This window comes from Curvibacter sp. Hmag1.1 (genome assembly GCF_059769165.1).
This window is the reverse complement of sequence record NZ_JBMBGX010000002.1, coordinates 1315318-1332131: the sequence shown is the minus strand read 5'-3', so window position 1 is coordinate 1332131 and position 16814 is coordinate 1315318. Positions and strand designations below refer to the sequence as shown.

The window sequence follows — 16814 nt, the reverse complement described above, 5'->3', positions numbered from 1 at the left end:
GGTTACTTCAGTCCCATCTTGGTGAGGATGTGATTGACCTTGTCTTCCAGCGTGGCCTTGGTGAACGGTTTAACGATATAGCCGGACGCGCCTTGCTGGGCAGCCAGCACGATGTCTTCCTTGCGGGCCTCAGCGGTCACCATCAACACGGGAATGTGTTTGAGCTTTTCGTCTTTCTTGATTTCTGCCAGCAACTGGAACCCATTCATATTGGGCATGTTGATGTCGCTCACCACGAAATCGAAGGTGCTGTTGCGCAGCTTTTGCAGCGCCGCAACACCGTCTTCCGCTTCATCCGCGTCCGAATAGCCGCTTTCTTTCAGGAGGTTTCGCACGATCCGTCGCATGGTGGAGAAGTCATCGACGATGAGAAAGCGCAATTCTTTAGACATAGGTAACCTTTGGCCGTACGGTTTTCAATTTTAACGAGTATGACTGAATTTTAGAGATTTCACGGACTGGCTTTTGTATTTCCTGTTGCCGGTGGCTCATTCTCAGTCTCCGCCTCCAGCGGAACCACTGCGCCACCCAGCAGCCTTTCTTCGGCCTCTTTGGTCATAACCAGAATACTAATGCGGCGATTTGCTGGGCTCAAGGGATTTTGAGGGTCCGCCAACAAACTGGACGCCATGCCCACGACCCGTGCCAATTTATTTTCGGGCATTCCGGCCGCGATCAGTTCACGGCGGCTGGCATTGGCCCGGTCCGCCGAGAGTTCCCAATTGCTATAACCGCGCGCTGCGTTGCCATAGGGGGTCTGGTCGGTGTGGCCGTCCAGGCTGATTTTGTTGTCTACGTCTGCAAGCGTGACCCCGATCTCTTTGAGGATGTCACGCATATAGGGTTTGACGCTGGAGCTGCCAATGTCAAACATCGGCCGGCGTTGGTCATCCACAATCTGGATCTGGAGGCCGTCCGGTGTGATCTCCAGCTTGATCTGTGAGCTGAATTCGGCCATTTTGGGATTGTTGGAGATGGTGCTCGCGATCTTCGCAGCCAGCGCTGCCAGGGTTTGGGCATCCTTTTTGGCGCGCTCAATCTTCCGCTGCTCACCCGCGTTCTTTTTGGCGGACTTTTCCGTGCCTTCGCCCCGTTTGGATTGGCCTGCCGATTGCGTCAGGTCATTACCCCCACCGGTGATCACACTGTTGCTGGCACCTGCACCTGCGCCACCTTGCAATGCGACCTTCAGAGGGGATTGAAAATAGTCTGAAATGCCTTTTTTGTCGCCTTCGGTGGTGCTACCCAGCAGCCACATGAGCAAAAAGAAGGCCATCATGGCGGTCACGAAGTCGGCATACGCAATCTTCCAGGCACCACCGTGTGCAGCGTGGCCGCCCTTCTTGACCCGCTTGATGATGATCGGCTGGAGTTTCTTGGCGTCTCCGGCCATGCTCAGGCACCCCTGCTGTTATTTCTTTTTGACATGCGCCTCCAACTCACCAAAGGTGGGGCGCTCCGTGGAATACAGCACCTTGCGGCCGAATTCAATGGCAGTGGATGGGTTGTAGCCCTGCATGCTGGCCAGCAAAGTGGTCTTGATGCATTGGAATTCTTTGCTTCCCTCTTCGACTTTTTGCTCCAGCAAGCCGGCCAAGGGTTCGGCAAACGCATACGCCAGCAAAATTCCCAGGAAGGTACCCACCAGCGCAGAGCCGATCATGCCGCCCAGCACAGCCGGCGGTTGACCCACCGAGCCCATGGTGTTCACCACACCCAACACCGCCGCCACGATACCGAACGCGGGCAAGCCGCCTGCGATCCGCTGGATCGCAGCAACCGCAGCGTGTTCTTCGTGGTGGTGGGTTTCGATCTCGCTGTCCATGATGGATTCGATCTCGTGGGCATTCAAGTTGCCCGAGACCATCATGCGCAAATAGTCGGTAATGAACTCAATGACGTGATGGTCTGAGCCCACAGTGGGGTATTTCTTGAAGATTTCCGACTGTTCCGGCTCTTCCACGTCCTTTTCAATCGCCATCAGGCCCTCTTTGCGAGCCTTCTGGAGAATGTCAAACAGCAGCGCCAAGAGTTCCATGTAGCGGGCCTTGGTGTATTTGCTGCCTTTGAAGCAGGCACCCAGTCCGGCGACGGTCTTCTTGATGACCTTCATCTGGTTGTTCGCCAGGAACGCCCCCACGGTGGCGCCACCGATGGTGAGCATTTCCCAAGGGAGTGCGTGCAAAATCACACTGATGTTTCCGCCGTGAATAATGAACACGCCGAAAACGCAGCCAAGGCAAACAAGCCAACCGATGATTACGAACATAGCTTCATTGTGACAGGGAAGCCGGAGGCTTCAAGGGTTGAACAACGGGGCTTTTTGGCCCTTGCCTATCATATCGTCCAACCACGAAGCCAGCTTGAATTTCTATTCAAATAGGCCTCTGGCGCCCATGGAATATGCGCAAGCAGCTATCAATTTAATAGCTTAGTGCAGCAGAATGCCTCCGGCGGACGCTCCCTTGCCAGCGCGGGCGGGTGGGCTGCACAGTCCGCACTCGAAATGGCGGGAGTTTTCATATGCCTCCGAGACAAAGTGGCCGCCGCACTTGGAGCACTTAGTCATGGAGAGCATGTTGTTGTCAATGAACTTGACCAGACGCCATGCACGGGTGATGGACAAGAGGGGCTCCACACCGCAGGCCGAAATCTGCTCTGTGTAGAGACGGTAGGCCGCCATGATGGCGTCGATGTCTTCCATGGCGCTGACCTTGGTCGGGTACTCATACGTATTCTGGAAAAGAGACGCATGAATGTTGGGCTGCCATGTCAGGAACCATTCGGTCGAGAAGGGCAGTTGGCCTTTGCTGGGGGAGCGGCCGGCCACTTCCTTGTACAGGCGTAGCAAGCGCTCATAAGACAACTCGGTTTCGCTCTCCAGCACCTGCAGGCGCGCGCCCAGCTGAATCAAAGACACTGCGCGTTCCACTTGCTTGGAATCGTTCAAAACACTTTTCTGGGTTGCCATGGTGCTGCTCCTGGACTAAATCGGGTGGGGCTTGGGGGCTTTAGACGGCTTCGGCGAAGCGGCCGGCCATCAGGATGCTGGCGTGCAGCTTGGTGGTGGCGTCGTTGTCGACCTTGTTGACCGAGTGGTTGGTCAGCAGATTCCAGACGATGTCGTCATCAACACGGAAGCGGCACAGCAACATGTTGCCGGAAGCAATGCGCATGATTTGTGCGGGGGAGAGTGCGCCGATCAGGTCAGCAGCTTCCTCCGACATGCCCAAGCGGAACAGCGCTTCAGCTTTGTCTTGGCGGATGAGGGTTTGTGCCAGCATGAGGTAGGTCATGTTGGCTTCGCGGATCTCGGCGAGGATTTGTTCGTTGCGCATGATTCAGCTCCTGGTTGGGGGCGATTTGTTTAAATCACCATGGAGCGAATTCTGGGCGGGAGGGCCCGGAACTTGAATCAGAAGATGGCTAATCCGCGTGTCAGAAACGCATGAGCGCCCTGTAGGGAAAAATCCTACAAGCGTGAATCGGGCTTGGGCTGGGGCGGCATGAGCCAGCACCTGTGCCTTGGATATCGGCAACCAGCGCGATATCTGAAGTGATCATTGAAGGCCGTGCGCAAAGTAGCCCGCATGCGGGTGCGCAGACAAAATTGCAAAACATCCCTTGACCCGCAGGCCCGGGAAAATCCCATCAGGCATAAGCCGGGGAGGCCCCCGACTTAGCCCTTGAGCAACTGCAGCACGCCTTGTGGCAACTGGTTCGCTTGCGCCACCATCGCAGTTCCTGCTTGTTGCAGGATCTGGGTGCGTGACAGGTTGGCAGTTTCCATCGCAAAGTCTGCGTCCTGGATACGTGACCGCGAAGCTGACAGGTTTTCGCTGTTGGTTTGCAGGTTCTCGATGGTGGTGAGGAAGCGGTTTTGGATCGCACCGAGTTGTGCCCGGTTTGCGCTCACGGAAGCCAAAGCCCCATCTACGACCAACAAGGCCGCATTGGCACCAGCCTGGGTGCTGATATCAATGGCAGCGACCGAAGACAGTGCGCTGCCGGCTGTGCCACCTGCGATCAAAGTGCCGGTTGTATCGGTGCTGGAGATGGTGAATCCATTGGAGGAGTTCAAAGCCACTTTGCCGCCAATCGCTATGGCCACGTCCGTAGTCGCTCCGGGTGTACCACCCGTCGCAGGTTGGAAGCTCACCGGTGTCAATGCATCTTCACCCACCACAATCGCGCCCGTCATGCCGCCAGTGGTGTTCAGGTTCAACATCTTGATGTCGTCACCGTCGGCTTGAGTCAATACCAGGTTACCGGTTTTGTCTGCCACGGCGGTAATTCCCGTTGTGCCGCTTTGTGCATTGATCGCCTGCGCCAAAGGTGACAAGTCGCTCGCATTGTTCACGGTGGCTGACACCACAATCGGTGTCGAGTTGGCGCCGGTCAGCTGGAACTGAACGGAGCCTGTGGTGACGTTGGAGATCGTTGCCTTGGTGGTGGCAATGGCGGTGACTCCACTCAGCGCAGTGAATGCATTGATGGCGGTGGCGACTGTTTTGGCGCTGCTGCCAGCAGCGAGCGTGCCTGTAGCGGGAATGGTGTTGACGGTTCCATTGCCTGCCAAGGTCAAGGTCTGTGCCAGGAATCCGTTCACTGCGCCACCCAACGATGCACCCACGGCGGCGGTTGCCATGCTGGGCGAAGTAGCCTGCGAGTTGACCAGGTTGTTGCCCATGTCGATGGCCCGGGCGCTGGTGACGCTCACGCCGATGGTTTGGTTCGCGTTGGCGCCCACCTGGAACTGCTGGGTGGTGTAGCTACCGTCCAGCAGCTTCAAGCCGTTGAATTCAGTCTGGTTACCCACGCGGGCAATTTCGGTTGTGAGTTGCAACACTTCTTGTTGCAGGGCCAAACGGTCGCTCGCGCTGTTGGTGCCGTTGGCGGCCTGCACAGCCAGCTCGCGGATGCGTTGCAAGTTGCTCGATGTGCTGCCCAAAGCGCCTTCAGCCACTTGAGCCAGAGAGATACCGTCGTTGGCATTGCGTGATGCCTGGTTCAGGCCACGGATCTGCGAGGTCATGCGGTCGCTGATCGCCAGGCCCGCAGCGTCATCTTTGGCGCTGTTGATGCGCAAGCCGGACGACAAGCGCTGCATGGAGGTGGTCAAAGACGCTTGAGATGCCGACAGATTGCGCTGCGCAGTCAGCGACTGGATATTGGTGTTGATAGTTGAGGCCATTGCGAAACTCCTAAAAAGAATGAACCGGCGTCGCCGCCGATTGCAAAGCCTGCTTACCCGCAGACAATCAGTAACGATGGGATGAATTCTGGAGATTCACGTTTTTGACAAAAACTTGATAAACGGCCGGAAAAGCAGCCATATCCAATCGGCTTAGCGAATCTTTATAGGGGTAAACCCTCAAATGAAAGAAGTGGGGTGGAAATACCCGGCTAATCGATTTTTCCGGGTGAAAGCAGCGTGTTATTGCCAGGCCGCTCTTGATTCACCTAAAGTTTTTTTGAGAACTCCCGAAAACAAAACCAACGGGTTCATAGCGGGCTCGTCGTCCGGAAGGCATCTCCTGGGGTGCGCCGGTCATGGTGTCAGCAGCAATGCTGGCGTTGAGATCGGCATTCCGCCGGATTAAGTGAGTCTTTTTAAGGAGTTACCAAAATGGCTTCCACCATCAATACCAACATCAACTCGTTGACCGCACAACGCAACTTGTCGATGTCCCAGTCTTCGTTGTCGACTTCCATGCAACGCCTGTCCTCCGGCTTGCGCATCAACAGCGCCAAGGACGACGCCGCCGGTCTGGCCATCAGCGACCGCATGACCTCACAGATCCGCGGCCTTACACAAGCGGCCCGCAATTCCAATGATGCGATTTCTCTGACTCAAACCGCGGAAGGCGCGCTGGGTAGCATCTCTTCCAACTTGCAGCGTATCCGTGAGTTGGCGGTGCAATCTGCAAACGGCACCAATAGCGCAAGTGACCGTGAAGCCATCCAAAACGAAGTGACACAGCTCACCTCCGAAATCAACCGCGTTGCAACTACGACCCAATTTAACGGTTTGAATCTGTTGGATGGCACCCTGACCGGTACCCAGTTCCAAGTGGGGGCGAATGCCAACCAGATCATTACCGTAGGTGTGGGCAGCGCGAAGGCCGCTGACCTGGGCAACAACACCTTGGCAAGTAGCACCGTCGCCGGAGCAATCTCGGATGCAGCACTCGCAGCGGTGAACAACACTGCAGCACAAGTACTGACCTTGAACGGAAACGGTTCCACAGCAACAGTGAACGTCGCCGTAAACGAAAGCGCCAAGTCGATCGCTGGCAAGATCAACACCAACACCGCAACTACTGGCATTACTGCCACTGCAAAAACCACTGCGACTATCTCTGGTGTCACTGCCGGCGCTATTTCCTTTACTTTGCAGGGGGCCAACACGACAGCAGTTGCAATCACTGCAACCGTGAGTGATGCAACAGACCTGTCAGCCATTGCAAAGGCTATCAACGCACAATCCAGCTTGACAAATATCACGGCGACTTCCGATAAGGCTGGGAAGTTGGTATTGACAGACCTCGACGGTAATGACATCAAAATTGACTCTACCCAAGCTGCAGCTGGCGACGGTATCGGAACAGCTTTGGTCACAGGTTCCACAGGTGCAGCCACCGCGGCTTTGGGTACTGCAACAGCGACAATTGGCGGTTCCCTGACGTTCGATGCGGACTCCGGCTTCTCGATTGCCACCGACACCGGCACTACCCTGATGGGGGCTGCTTCTAATGGTAGCGCTTTGAGCACGGTTGCGGCTTTGTCGGTTAGCACCGTTGACGGTGCTAACAAGGCACTCAAAGTGGTGGATGCCGCTTTGGCCCAAGTCAGCGACCAGCGCGCTGCATTGGGTGCAGTGCAAAACCGTTTTGAGTCGACGGTGACCAACCTGCAGACTTCCAGCGAAAACCTGTCTGCATCCCGTTCGCGTATCCAGGACGCAGACTTTGCAGCAGAAACTGCCAACCTGTCCCGCTCCCAGATCCTGCAGCAGGCTGGTACCGCGATGGTGGCTCAGGCCAACCAGTTGCCACAGGGTGTCCTGGCTCTCCTGCGTTAAACCGGTTCAACGGGCCGCCCAAAGCGGCTCCGCTTGGTTCTACAGCGACAACCGTTCATCCGGTTGTCGCTTTTTTTATGGGCGTTTCATTTCAGTTTGGCGGGTGATTGCCGATTAATTGAGCCTTTAGAGGTCAAAGTGCCTCCCCATAATCAGGGCTGGTATCAGTCTGGAGGTTCAGGATGGCTATTTCTTCAACAGGTTTGGGCAGTGGGCTGGATGTCACCAGCATCATTTCGCAGCTCTCAGCTTTGGAAAAGCAGCCGCTTAAATCCTTGCAGACCAAGGCAACCACACTCCAAACCCAGCTCTCCACCGTAGGTGTCATTCAGTCGCAAGTGTCTACCTTGGCATCGGCAGCTTCCAAATTGGGGAGCGTGTTGAGCTGGAAGGGGACAACAGCCACCTCTTCCAACACTTCGGCGGTCTCCGCCACAGCGGGTACCGGCGCTGCGGCTGCGTCTTACAGCATAGAGGTTTCCAAACTGGCGAAAGCGCAGTCACTTGCCCTGCCGACCACGGTAGGCAGTACCGCACTTCCAGCAGCCACAGACCAGTTGGGCTACGGCACCTTGTCCATCCAGGTGGGTTCGAATGCTGCAGTGAGTATCAACATCGCGGACGGTGAAGGAACGCTGGCCCAGATAGCTGCAAAGATCAATGGGGTCTCCGGATTGGGCGTTGCGGCCAGCGTGATCTCGGATGGATCCGGCAAAGTAAATTTGATGCTTAGAGCCACCAATACCGGTTCAGATGGTGCGTTTACGGTGACTGCCACAGAGGGAACGGGGGGCTCTGTCAGTGTTCCCTCTAATCTGTCGCGCCTGTCTTACACCACTGGAAACTTCGCCATGGCGCAGAACCAGGCGCCACAAAATGCAGAAGCCACCATCAACGGTGTGGCAGTTTCCTCTTCCAAGAACACCTTGACGAATGTGGTCGACGGCCTGAATCTGACTTTGTCTCAAGTCACGACCACGGCGGTGGACGTGACGGTGGCCAAAGACACTGCGGGCATGACGAAGACCATTCAGGACTTCATCGGTGCGTACAACGCTCTGAACCAGACGCTGAATGACGCTACAGCTTACGATGCGGCTACAAAAACAGCCGGTGCATTGCAGGGTGATTCGGTAGCCACTGGGCTGCAACGGGCGCTTCGTAGTCTCGTGGGGGCCACCTCGTCGACGGGGTCTACTTTTTCTCGATTGGCAGATATCGGTATCAGTGCCAAGTTGGGTGGTGACTTGGAACTCAACAGTACTAAGCTGACATCCGCGTTCAGCGATGTGTCCAATCTCCAATTGCTGTTTACCAACTTTGGCGGATCCGATGCATCCAATGGGTTCGGCCTGCGGATCAAAGACTTTGCGAACGGACTCTTGGCTGCCACCGGAACGGTTACCAACAAGACCAATGCAGTCAAGAAAGCCATCGACCTCAATTCGACCGAGCAAACCAAGGTGAATACTCGCGCATCCAACCTCGAGACGCGCCTCAAGGCCCAATACGCTGCACTGGATACCAAGATGGCCAGCCTCACCGCGCTTAACAGCTATGTGTCCCAACAAGTGACCACCTGGAACAAATCCACCAGCTAAGTTGCGTTAAGCGTAAAAAGTGGCATTGGCGCCCGTCAGTATTGCGCGGGTAGCTATAAAAGGCATAGCGGGCGGAAAACCCCGCCATTTCTGAGGGAGAAACACTTGATTTGTCGTAGCATCTGCCGATAACTAGAGCATCTCCTCAAGGAATCGCAGCATGTTTACCTCAGTCAGCTCCCGCTCAGCCTCTGCCTACAAGCGTGTAGGCATCGAGACCAGTGTTGACAACGCAGATCCGCACAAGCTGGTTGTCCTTTTGTTTGACGCGCTGAACCAGGCTTTGGGCGGCGCACGCCTTGCCATTCAGAACGGTGATGTTCCTGCCAAGTGCAAGCACATCAACCACGCGGTCCGCATTTTTGAAGAGGGCTTGATTGCCCCCCTGAATCTGCAAGAAGGTGGCGAGCTTGCTGCCAACCTGCATGCCTTGTACACCTACTGTGTGCAACGCCTCACGGTCGCCAACATCAAGAGTGATGCCGGCATCATTGAAGAAGTTCAGCGTGTCATGGAGCCCGTCTCCAGCGGCTGGAAGCAAATCAACGGGAACGGCCCCGCTTACCTGCAACCGGTCTGAATCGCGGGGTCACTCCATGCCACAAATGCTGATTGACTTTTACAAGGCCATCGAAGACAGCAGCGCCAAAATGTTGGAAGCCGCCAAGGCAGAAGACTGGGATGGTGTCATGCGCTTCGAGGGAGCCTGCGCCGTGCTGATCGAACAACTCCGCCAACGGGCGCGCAGCGAAGAGCTGGATGCGGCGTCCCGGGCCGAGAAAACCCGGATCATGCAGCGCATCTTGCACAACGATGCCCAAATCCGTTATCTGGCCGAGCCATGGCTGGCCCATTTCGAGCAACGGTTCGAAGGACAGCGCCAGTTTTTGCACTGAAAACGGGCGGTTTTTCAGGCGCTGTTCTGCGCCTAGCTTCAGAGGTGCGTACGTAAGATGGTGGCCGACAAGGCTCTATCCGTACCACCTCTTTCATGGTCTCCCCGAACCCATCATCACCTGACGAGCTGAGGCACGCGTTGCGTCAGCTGCGCTCGGCGTTTGTGACGGTGGCCGTATTCAGCGGCTTCCTGAACCTGATGATGCTCGCCCCATCGCTGTACATGATGCAGGTCTATGACCGCGTACTGGGCAGCCGCAACGAAACCACACTGTTCGTGCTGACGCTTCTGGTGCTGGGCGCTTATCTTTTCATGGCGGCGCTGGAGACCATACGCTCCTGGATACTGGTTCGGGTCAGTGCGCGCTTGGATCATTTGCTGGGTTTGCGCGTACTGAGTGCCACCTTTGAGCGCATGTTGCGACAACCCGGCAACAGCAGCACCCAGCCACTCCATGACCTGACGACCCTGCGCCAATCACTGACCGGCCCGGGTCTGATTGCTGTGTTTGATGCGCCTTGGGCGCCTTTGTATTTGTTGATCATTGCGTCCTTCTCCACAGAGGCCGCAATCTTCACCATGGCCGGTGCCTTGGTGCTAGTGGCCATCACCTGGCTCAATGAAAAGCTGGCCAAGTCTGCGCTGGGTGAGGCCCAGAAATACAGCATGCAGTCGCAGCGGGAGCTCAGCAGCCATCTGCAAAACGTTGAGGTCATTGAAGCCATGGGCATGCTGGGCCAGATTCAGCGCCGGTGGCAAAAGCTGCATACGCAAGAAATCGGACTGCAGGCCCGAGCCAGCGACCGGGCCGCGGTTATGGGCAACCTCACCAAATTTGTCCGAATCTCCATGCAGTCCTTGTCGCTGGGGCTGGCCGCCTTGCTGGTGCTGGAGGGCAAGATGACCGGGGGCATGATGATTGCCGTGTCTCTCCTGACCAGTAGAGCGCTGGCTCCGGCGGAGGGCTTGGTAGGCAACTGGGCCTCATTGGCTGCGACGGGGTCCGCGTACCAGAGACTCAAGGAGCTTTTGCATCTTTTCCCCGCGCGTCCGCCCGCCATGCCCTTGCCCGCACCGAGCGGGCAGGTTGCGTTTGAGAATGTCGCCACCGCAGCGCCCGGTGGCCGGACTGCCATCATCAAGCAGATCAGCTTTCAGTTGCAGGCCGGCGACTCGGTGGCAGTGATCGGTGCCAGCGGCGCCGGCAAGTCCACATTGGCACGCCTGCTGGTGGGCATCTGGCCCGCACTCTCCGGCACAGTGCGCCTGGATGGCGCAGACTTGTTCCGTTGGAACAAGCAGGAACTGGGTCCATACATTGGCTACCTGCCGCAGGACATCGAATTGTTTGACGGAACAGTGGCTGAAAACATTGCCCGCTTCGGCGAGATAGATCCGCAGCTTGTCGTGGTCGCAGCCCAGCGTGTGGGCTTCCATGAGCAAATCTTGCGCTTGCCACAGGGGTATGACACCCCGGTGGGTGCGGGCGGGGCTGCCCTCTCGGGTGGGCAGCGCCAGCGCATCGCGCTGGCACGAGCGCTTTATGGCGACCCGGTGTTGGTGGTGTTGGATGAGCCGAATTCCAACCTGGACGACATGGGGGAAAAAGCCCTCACGGACGCCATCAAAGACCTGTCCTCCCGGGGGCGTACCTCGGTCATCATCACCCACCGGCCTTCAGCCTTGGGGGCCGCCAACAAATTGATGGTGTTGCGTGACGGTGTCATTGCCGCATTCGGCCCGCGTGAAGAGGTGTTGGCTGCCCTCAATGGCAGGGCGATGGAAGCGCCTGCGCCGGTACCTGCGGCAGCCAATTCCGCCGGGCCACCTCGTGGCGCAGTGCCGCCTGTCCTGGTCAACAAGCAGGCTCCGCCGGCCCCCGCGCCTGCCTTAGAGCCCGTGCGCGCGGAGTCACCTGCGCGCAAAGCTGCGCCAGAGCCCGATCCGGCGAGTGGCATGCCTCCGTTCAACCTCAAGTTCAGTGATTGACATGAGCACACTGTTGAACGAATCCCCCTTCGGTACGGCCGTCCAGGTCGACCTGAACGATGCGCGCCCTATCCGGTGGGGCTGGCTCTTGCTCATCTTCGGGTTTGGTGCCTTCATGGCGTGGGCGACCATGGCGCCCTTGGATGCTGCCGTTTCCTCGTCAGGAACCGTGGTGGTAAGCGGCAGTCGCAAGCTGGTGCAGCCTTTGACCGGCGGCAAAGTGTCCGAAATATTGGTGCGTGATGGCGCGCAGGTGCAGGCGGGGCAGGTGCTTGTGCGATTGGACGACACATCGGCCAGGGCCCAGCTGGATATTGTCCGTGGCCAATGGTTGGTGGCCATGGCAACCCAAGCTCGCCTGGAGGCTGAGCAGCGAGGGCGCGCTTCTATCGACTTTCCACCTGCTCTGTTGGAACTGGGCGAAGACACCCGCGTCGTCGAGGTCATGGCCCTGCAAAGCCGGCTTTTGGAGTCGCGCCGCCAGCTGCGCAGCAACGAATTGCAAAGCATGGAAGCCGCCCTGAGAGGCTTGGAATACCAGGTGCAAGGCCAGGAGGCTGCGAAGTATTCCAAAGAAACCCAGAGCCGGATGCTGCGTGAGGAACTGCGCAACCAGAAGTCCTTGGCGGATGATGGCTTCTACCCCCGCAACCGGGTGTCTGAGCAGGAACGCCTTTTCGCCAGCATCCAGGGCGGCGTGGCGGAGGATCTCAACAGCGCTGGCAAGACACGCCAGGCCATTGCCGAGGGGCGTGCCAGAATCGCCGCCCGCCAGCAGGAGCAGCGCAAGGACATTGAGTCCCAGTTGTCCGATGTTCAGCGCGAAGCGGCCTCGTTGGAAGGACGCATGCGGGGGCTGGAGTTTGAGGTGAACAACGCGGAGGTGCGGGCTCCTGTCAGTGGTACCGTCATGAGCTTGAGTGTCCATACGGTGGGCGGCGTGGTGAGCAATGGCATGCCACTCATGGAAATCTTCCCCAAGGACGACGTACTCCGGATTGAAACGCCCCTGGCCACCAACCTGATCGACAAGGTCAAGGTCGATATGGAAGTCAGCATCCTGTTCAGTGCGCTGAATCAGTCAACCACGCCGCGTATCAACGGGCGCGTGGTCCAGGTCGCTGCCGATGCTGCGACGGATTCAAGGCAGAATGCCAACTACTTCAAGCTGATAGTTGAAGTGACGCCCGACGGAATGCAAAAATTGCAGCATCAGGAAGTGAAAGCCGGTATGCCGGCGGACGTTTTCATCAAAACAGGGGAACGCACATTCATGAGCTACCTGCTCAAGCCACTGACGGACCGCATGCACCGGGCCCTGATCGAGCCATGAAGCTGCTCAACACTCAGGTGGGTCGTATCGCACTGGCAAGTCTGGTTTGCTTGGGCGGGCTGTCCGCTGTGCATGGTGGTGAGTTCGAGAAAGCCTATGCGGCAGCTCTCGAGAACGATGCCAAGTTCCAAGCCGCCAAAGCTGCTTTGGCATCGGGGCAACAAGCCTTGCCGTTGGCTCGCAGCAGTGTGCTGCCGTCGGTGAACGCCACAATTTCAGAGACGTCGGTGCAGGGCACGCAAGACTATGACGTGGCCGGTGGCGCATCTAAATCCAACAACTTGGATTACCGGGCCCCCACACAAAGCATCAGCTTGCGGGCGCCATTGTTGAATTTGGAGGGCAGAGCTCGCGTCCGTCAGGCCAATGCGCAGGTGGGCAATGCCGAGGCTACTTTCCTGACCCGCAAGGCGGAGCTGGTAGATCGCCTGGCCGTGGCCTACTTGCAGCGCATGCTGGCGGAGGATGCTTTCCTGTCTTTGCACGCCCAAGTGCATGCCACGGTAGCCCAGCGCAACTTGATGCGCCGACGCTTTGAACAAGGTGAAGGTACCCGCACCGAGGTGGCCGAGGCCCGCGCCAACCTGAGCCTTACGATGGCGCAGTGGGCTGATTCCAAAGACCAGATGACGAACGCCCGGGAACTGCTCAACTCCCTGACGGGCCTCAATCAGCCATTTCTGGTGCGCTTGGGGGATGAATTCACCCCGCCACCTCTCGTGCCCGCCACACTCCAGGAGTGGCAGGAGAAGGCGGTAGCTGCCAATCCTGACGTCCAAGCGCGCCGTTACCTCGTGGATGCTGCCGATGCCTTGGTTGCCCGGAGCAACGCGGGTCATATGCCACGGCTTGACCTGGTGGCCAGTGTTTCCAACAGCCGGAACGAATCGGTCAGCAGTCTCAATCAGACCGTCAACCAAAGTGCGATTGGTCTTCAGCTGAATATTCCGATTTACAGCGGCGGTGCAGTGAAAGCTGCGGTCACGCAAGCAATCGCTGAAAAATCAAAGGCTGAGGCGGAGTGGCTGAATGAAAAGCGAAGCCTTGAGGTGGAGGTGAGCCGTTTGTTCCAGGTCATTCAGACGGGCAAGTCCAAGCTGCTGGCGTATGAAGATGTACTGGACGCCAGTCGCACCGCGCTGGAGGGCACGCTCAAAGGGCAGGCTTCCGGGCTCCGCACCAACGCTGATGTGCTGGAAGCGGTGCGCAAGGTTTTCCAAGCTCAACGTGATCTCGCTCAGGCCCGCTACGACCACATTTTTCAACGCTTACGCTTGTTCAACAAGGCCGGAGTGCCAGCTGACTCAGTGGTGTCGTACATCGACGAACTCCTGAGCCCGCAACGCGACACTCCCTGAGACTTCCACCATGGCTGCGTTCCAAGCGGTACATGCGACGCCTGTGGATGATTTGTTCCAGGCAGCTGTGCAGCACTTCACCAAGGGTGACTTTACCGGTGCAGACGAAGCGCTAGAGCAACTGATGAAACAAGAGCCTGACCATGCAGAAGCGCTGCATGTGCGGGGGCTTGTACAGCATCGACTTGGCCGCCACGCATTGGCGCTGCTGCTCCTGGAAAAAGCTTTGGTGCTTTCACCCCGCAATGCGGCCTTGCTGTCCAACCTGGGCTTGGTCATGCGTGCACTGGGGCGTCCGCAGGAAGCCTTAGAACTTTACGACCGGGCGCTGGACATTCAACCCGACTTTGCACAGGCCTGGGGTAACCGTGGCAACGCTTTGCGTGATGCTGGACAAAGTTTGCAGGCAATTGAGTCCTACCGCAAAGCGCTAGCACTGCAGCCTGGTTATGCCCAAAGCTGGCACGGCCTGGGACTGGCCTATAACGACCTGAAGCAATGGCAGGACGCAGTAGATGCGTTCACCCAAGCACTCTTTTGCCAAGCCGATATGACGGTGGCCTGCCTCGACATGGGCAACGCCCTGCGCGAGTTGGAGCGCTTTGAGGAAGCCTTGGCGGCCTACGACAAAGCCGTAGATCTGCGGCCTTCCTATGCCGAAGCTTGGTCCAATCGCGGCGTGCTGCTCAAGCGAATGGGCCGCATGCAGGAAGCCTTGCAGAGCTACCAAAAGGCTATTGCCCTGGAGCCGGACTTCATTGACGCGCTGGTGAACTGCTCCACCTTGCTCAAAGAGATGATGGACCTGGATGCTTCCATGGCCATGAACCGCCGCGCGCTGGCATTGAAGGCGGACAACAGCGGTGCCCATTTGAACCTCGCCATCTGCCACCTGTTGCGTGGCGAGTTCGACGAGGGCTTTGCGCACTATGAATGGCGCTGGAAAACCGAGCAGCTGCAGGCATCGGTTCGCCCCTTCGTCCAGCCTTTGTGGACAGGTGAGCAAAGCCTGCAAGGCAAAACCATACTCTTACATGCGGAGCAAGGCTTGGGCGATACCGTGCAGTTCTGCCGCTACGCCAAGCTGTTGAAGCAACGGGGTGCCCATGTGGTCATGGAAGTCCAGCCGCCCTTGCTGCCACTTTTGCATTCGCTGGAAGGGGTAGATGTTTGGTTGCGGCAGGGCGATCCCCTCCCTGCGTTCGATTACCAGTGCCCATTGCTCAGCTTGCCGTGGGCTTTGAAAACGACTCCTGCAACGGTGCCAACGGCGACTCCCTATCTGGCCGCAGACGAGCAGTTGGTCGTCCAATGGGGCCAGCGTGTGGGTTCCTCCTCACGCAAACGTGTGGGGCTGGTCTGGTCCGGTCGGCCGGAACACAAGAATGACCATAACCGATCCATGTCTCTGCAACTCCTGGAGCCGCTCTTGCGAATGGATGCCGAGTTTCATTGCCTGCAAAAGGAATTCCGGGCGGCTGATCTGGCGCTGGACCCCGCTGCCATGGGCATCCGGCTTTGGGCCGATCAACTCACCTCGTTCGCAGAAACAGCGGCGCTCATCTCCCATATGGATCTGGTGATTGCGGTCGACACTTCTGTGGCCCACGTGGCGGCTGCGCTGGGCAAACCGGTGTGGTTGATGCTGCCCTATAGCCCTGACTGGCGCTGGTTGCTGGGCCGGGACGACAGCCCGTGGTACCCGGAAATGCGCCTCTTCCGTCAGGACACAGGATCTGATTGGGCCGGTGTGGTGCAGCGGCTGCAGGCCGCACTCAGCCAGCCAGTTCCCGCAAGCGCGCTTTGAGCTGGGCCAACTCGGCTTGCGCTTGGGTCGCAACCTGCTGGGCATGGTTCAGGCGGTGGTCTACAAAGTTGTCCCATACGCAGGGCGGGTAGCCGAAATGGGCTTGCAGGTCCAGATGTTCTTTGGCCAGATAAAACCGGTTCACCGCATCGAAGTACACAAACACATACCCGGTGTTCAGCAGCAGGTGCTCCCACTCGCCATAGTTGGCCTGGGGCCGGTTGGGCAGCACGCTCTCCAACACGATCAGCCAGGGGCGGAAGCGGCTGCGATCCAGTCCGTTGAGTGCGGACTTCTCTGCGCCTTCCACGTCAATGCTCAGCAGATGCACCTCGCCTTGGGGGCGGTATTTCTCCAGCAGGTTATTCAGGGTCACCAGGGGCACCGTGTAGCTCTTGACTTCGCGCCCCTCGCGCTGGTGCATGGCCACGATGTCGGGCGCTATGGTGGCGGCCTGGTCGTTCCAGGGGAATTCGTTGAAGGTCACTTCACCATCGGATTCCCCGACGGCGGCGCCCACGAGGATGTCTTCCGGGCGATGTTTGGCCCATTGCGGGTGCAGCCGCGCTTGGGGTTCGACCACAATGCCACGCCAGCCACGCTGGTAAAGCGCGCAGGTGTTGCTGTCTGAGATGGGCATGTAGCCGCCCACGTCCACATAAAAGCCCTTGTCTACCGCAGCCAAGGCCCGGTTGATCATGACATCTTCAAAGTTCCGGGTGAACGACAGGTAGGCCATGGGCG

At 57.9% G+C, this 16814-nt stretch carries 15 protein-coding genes; 8 read left to right on the top strand and 7 right to left on the bottom strand.

Going from position 1 to position 16814, the window contains the following annotated elements:
- Nucleotides 1-2: 2 nt before the first annotated feature.
- The 6 genes from cheY to ACOAP0_RS06760 all read right to left on the bottom strand — a co-directional run bounded on the left by cheY (nt 3) and on the right by ACOAP0_RS06760 (nt 5194).
- Nucleotides 3-392, bottom strand: a complete 390-nt coding sequence (gene cheY / locus ACOAP0_RS06785) for a chemotaxis response regulator CheY (protein ID WP_087495227.1) — start codon at nt 390-392, stop codon at nt 3-5.
- A gap of 59 nt (nt 393-451) precedes the next feature.
- Nucleotides 452-1393, bottom strand: a complete 942-nt coding sequence (gene motB / locus ACOAP0_RS06780) for a flagellar motor protein MotB (RefSeq protein WP_087495226.1) — start codon at nt 1391-1393, stop codon at nt 452-454.
- Between the two features lie 18 nt (nt 1394-1411).
- Entirely contained in the window at nt 1412-2269 is an 858-nt protein-coding gene (motA, locus tag ACOAP0_RS06775) for a flagellar motor stator protein MotA (RefSeq protein WP_087495225.1), read from the bottom strand.
- A 162-nt stretch (nt 2270-2431) separates the two neighbouring features.
- On the bottom strand, nt 2432-2971 hold the full coding sequence (gene flhC / locus ACOAP0_RS06770; protein WP_498375060.1) for a flagellar transcriptional regulator FlhC: 540 nt from the start codon (nt 2969-2971) through the stop codon (nt 2432-2434).
- Nucleotides 2972-3011: 40 nt separating this feature from the next.
- Nucleotides 3012-3338 carry a flagellar transcriptional regulator FlhD gene (gene flhD, locus ACOAP0_RS06765; RefSeq protein ID WP_087495223.1) on the bottom strand — a complete coding sequence of 109 codons (327 nt, stop codon included), beginning with the start codon at nt 3336-3338 and terminating at the stop codon, nt 3012-3014.
- 341 nt (nt 3339-3679) lie between these two features.
- Entirely contained in the window at nt 3680-5194 is a 1515-nt protein-coding gene (locus tag ACOAP0_RS06760) for a flagellin N-terminal helical domain-containing protein (RefSeq protein ID WP_087495222.1), read from the bottom strand.
- Nucleotides 5195-5686: 492 nt separating this feature from the next.
- Between ACOAP0_RS06760 and ACOAP0_RS06755 the strand changes: the two genes are divergently transcribed.
- The 8 genes from ACOAP0_RS06755 (at nt 5687) to ACOAP0_RS06720 (ending at nt 16070) form a co-directional block, all read left to right on the top strand.
- Nucleotides 5687-7084: a flagellin N-terminal helical domain-containing protein gene (locus tag ACOAP0_RS06755; RefSeq protein ID WP_498391511.1), complete on the top strand. Its 1398-nt coding sequence runs from the start codon at nt 5687-5689 to the stop codon at nt 7082-7084.
- 182 nt (nt 7085-7266) lie between these two features.
- Nucleotides 7267-8685 carry a flagellar filament capping protein FliD gene (gene fliD / locus ACOAP0_RS06750; RefSeq protein WP_498375062.1) on the top strand — a complete coding sequence of 473 codons (1419 nt, stop codon included), beginning with the start codon at nt 7267-7269 and terminating at the stop codon, nt 8683-8685.
- Between the two features lie 160 nt (nt 8686-8845).
- Nucleotides 8846-9265 (top strand): flagellar export chaperone FliS, encoded by a 420-nt coding sequence (fliS, locus tag ACOAP0_RS06745; protein ID WP_087495219.1) that lies wholly within the window; start codon nt 8846-8848, stop codon nt 9263-9265.
- A gap of 16 nt (nt 9266-9281) precedes the next feature.
- Nucleotides 9282-9581 (top strand): flagellar protein FliT, encoded by a 300-nt coding sequence (locus ACOAP0_RS06740; RefSeq protein WP_087495218.1) that lies wholly within the window; start codon nt 9282-9284, stop codon nt 9579-9581.
- 140 nt (nt 9582-9721) lie between these two features.
- Nucleotides 9722-11572 carry a type I secretion system permease/ATPase gene (locus ACOAP0_RS06735; protein WP_498375063.1) on the top strand — a complete coding sequence of 617 codons (1851 nt, stop codon included), beginning with the start codon at nt 9722-9724 and terminating at the stop codon, nt 11570-11572.
- A 1-nt stretch (nt 11573) separates the two neighbouring features.
- Complete coding sequence (locus ACOAP0_RS06730; RefSeq protein ID WP_498375064.1) at nt 11574-12905, top strand: HlyD family type I secretion periplasmic adaptor subunit; 1332 nt, start codon at nt 11574-11576, stop codon at nt 12903-12905.
- Nucleotides 12902-14263: a TolC family outer membrane protein gene (locus tag ACOAP0_RS06725; RefSeq protein ID WP_087495215.1), complete on the top strand. Its 1362-nt coding sequence runs from the start codon at nt 12902-12904 to the stop codon at nt 14261-14263. The genes ACOAP0_RS06730 and ACOAP0_RS06725 overlap by 4 nt, the downstream gene beginning before the upstream one ends.
- A gap of 10 nt (nt 14264-14273) precedes the next feature.
- On the top strand, nt 14274-16070 hold the full coding sequence (locus ACOAP0_RS06720) for a tetratricopeptide repeat protein (protein ID WP_498375065.1): 1797 nt from the start codon (nt 14274-14276) through the stop codon (nt 16068-16070).
- Here the strand turns inward: ACOAP0_RS06720 and ACOAP0_RS06715 are convergent.
- Complete coding sequence (locus ACOAP0_RS06715; protein ID WP_498375067.1) at nt 16039-16809, bottom strand: FkbM family methyltransferase; 771 nt, start codon at nt 16807-16809, stop codon at nt 16039-16041. The genes ACOAP0_RS06720 and ACOAP0_RS06715 overlap by 32 nt on opposite strands.
- Between the last annotated feature and the right edge of the window lie 5 nt (nt 16810-16814).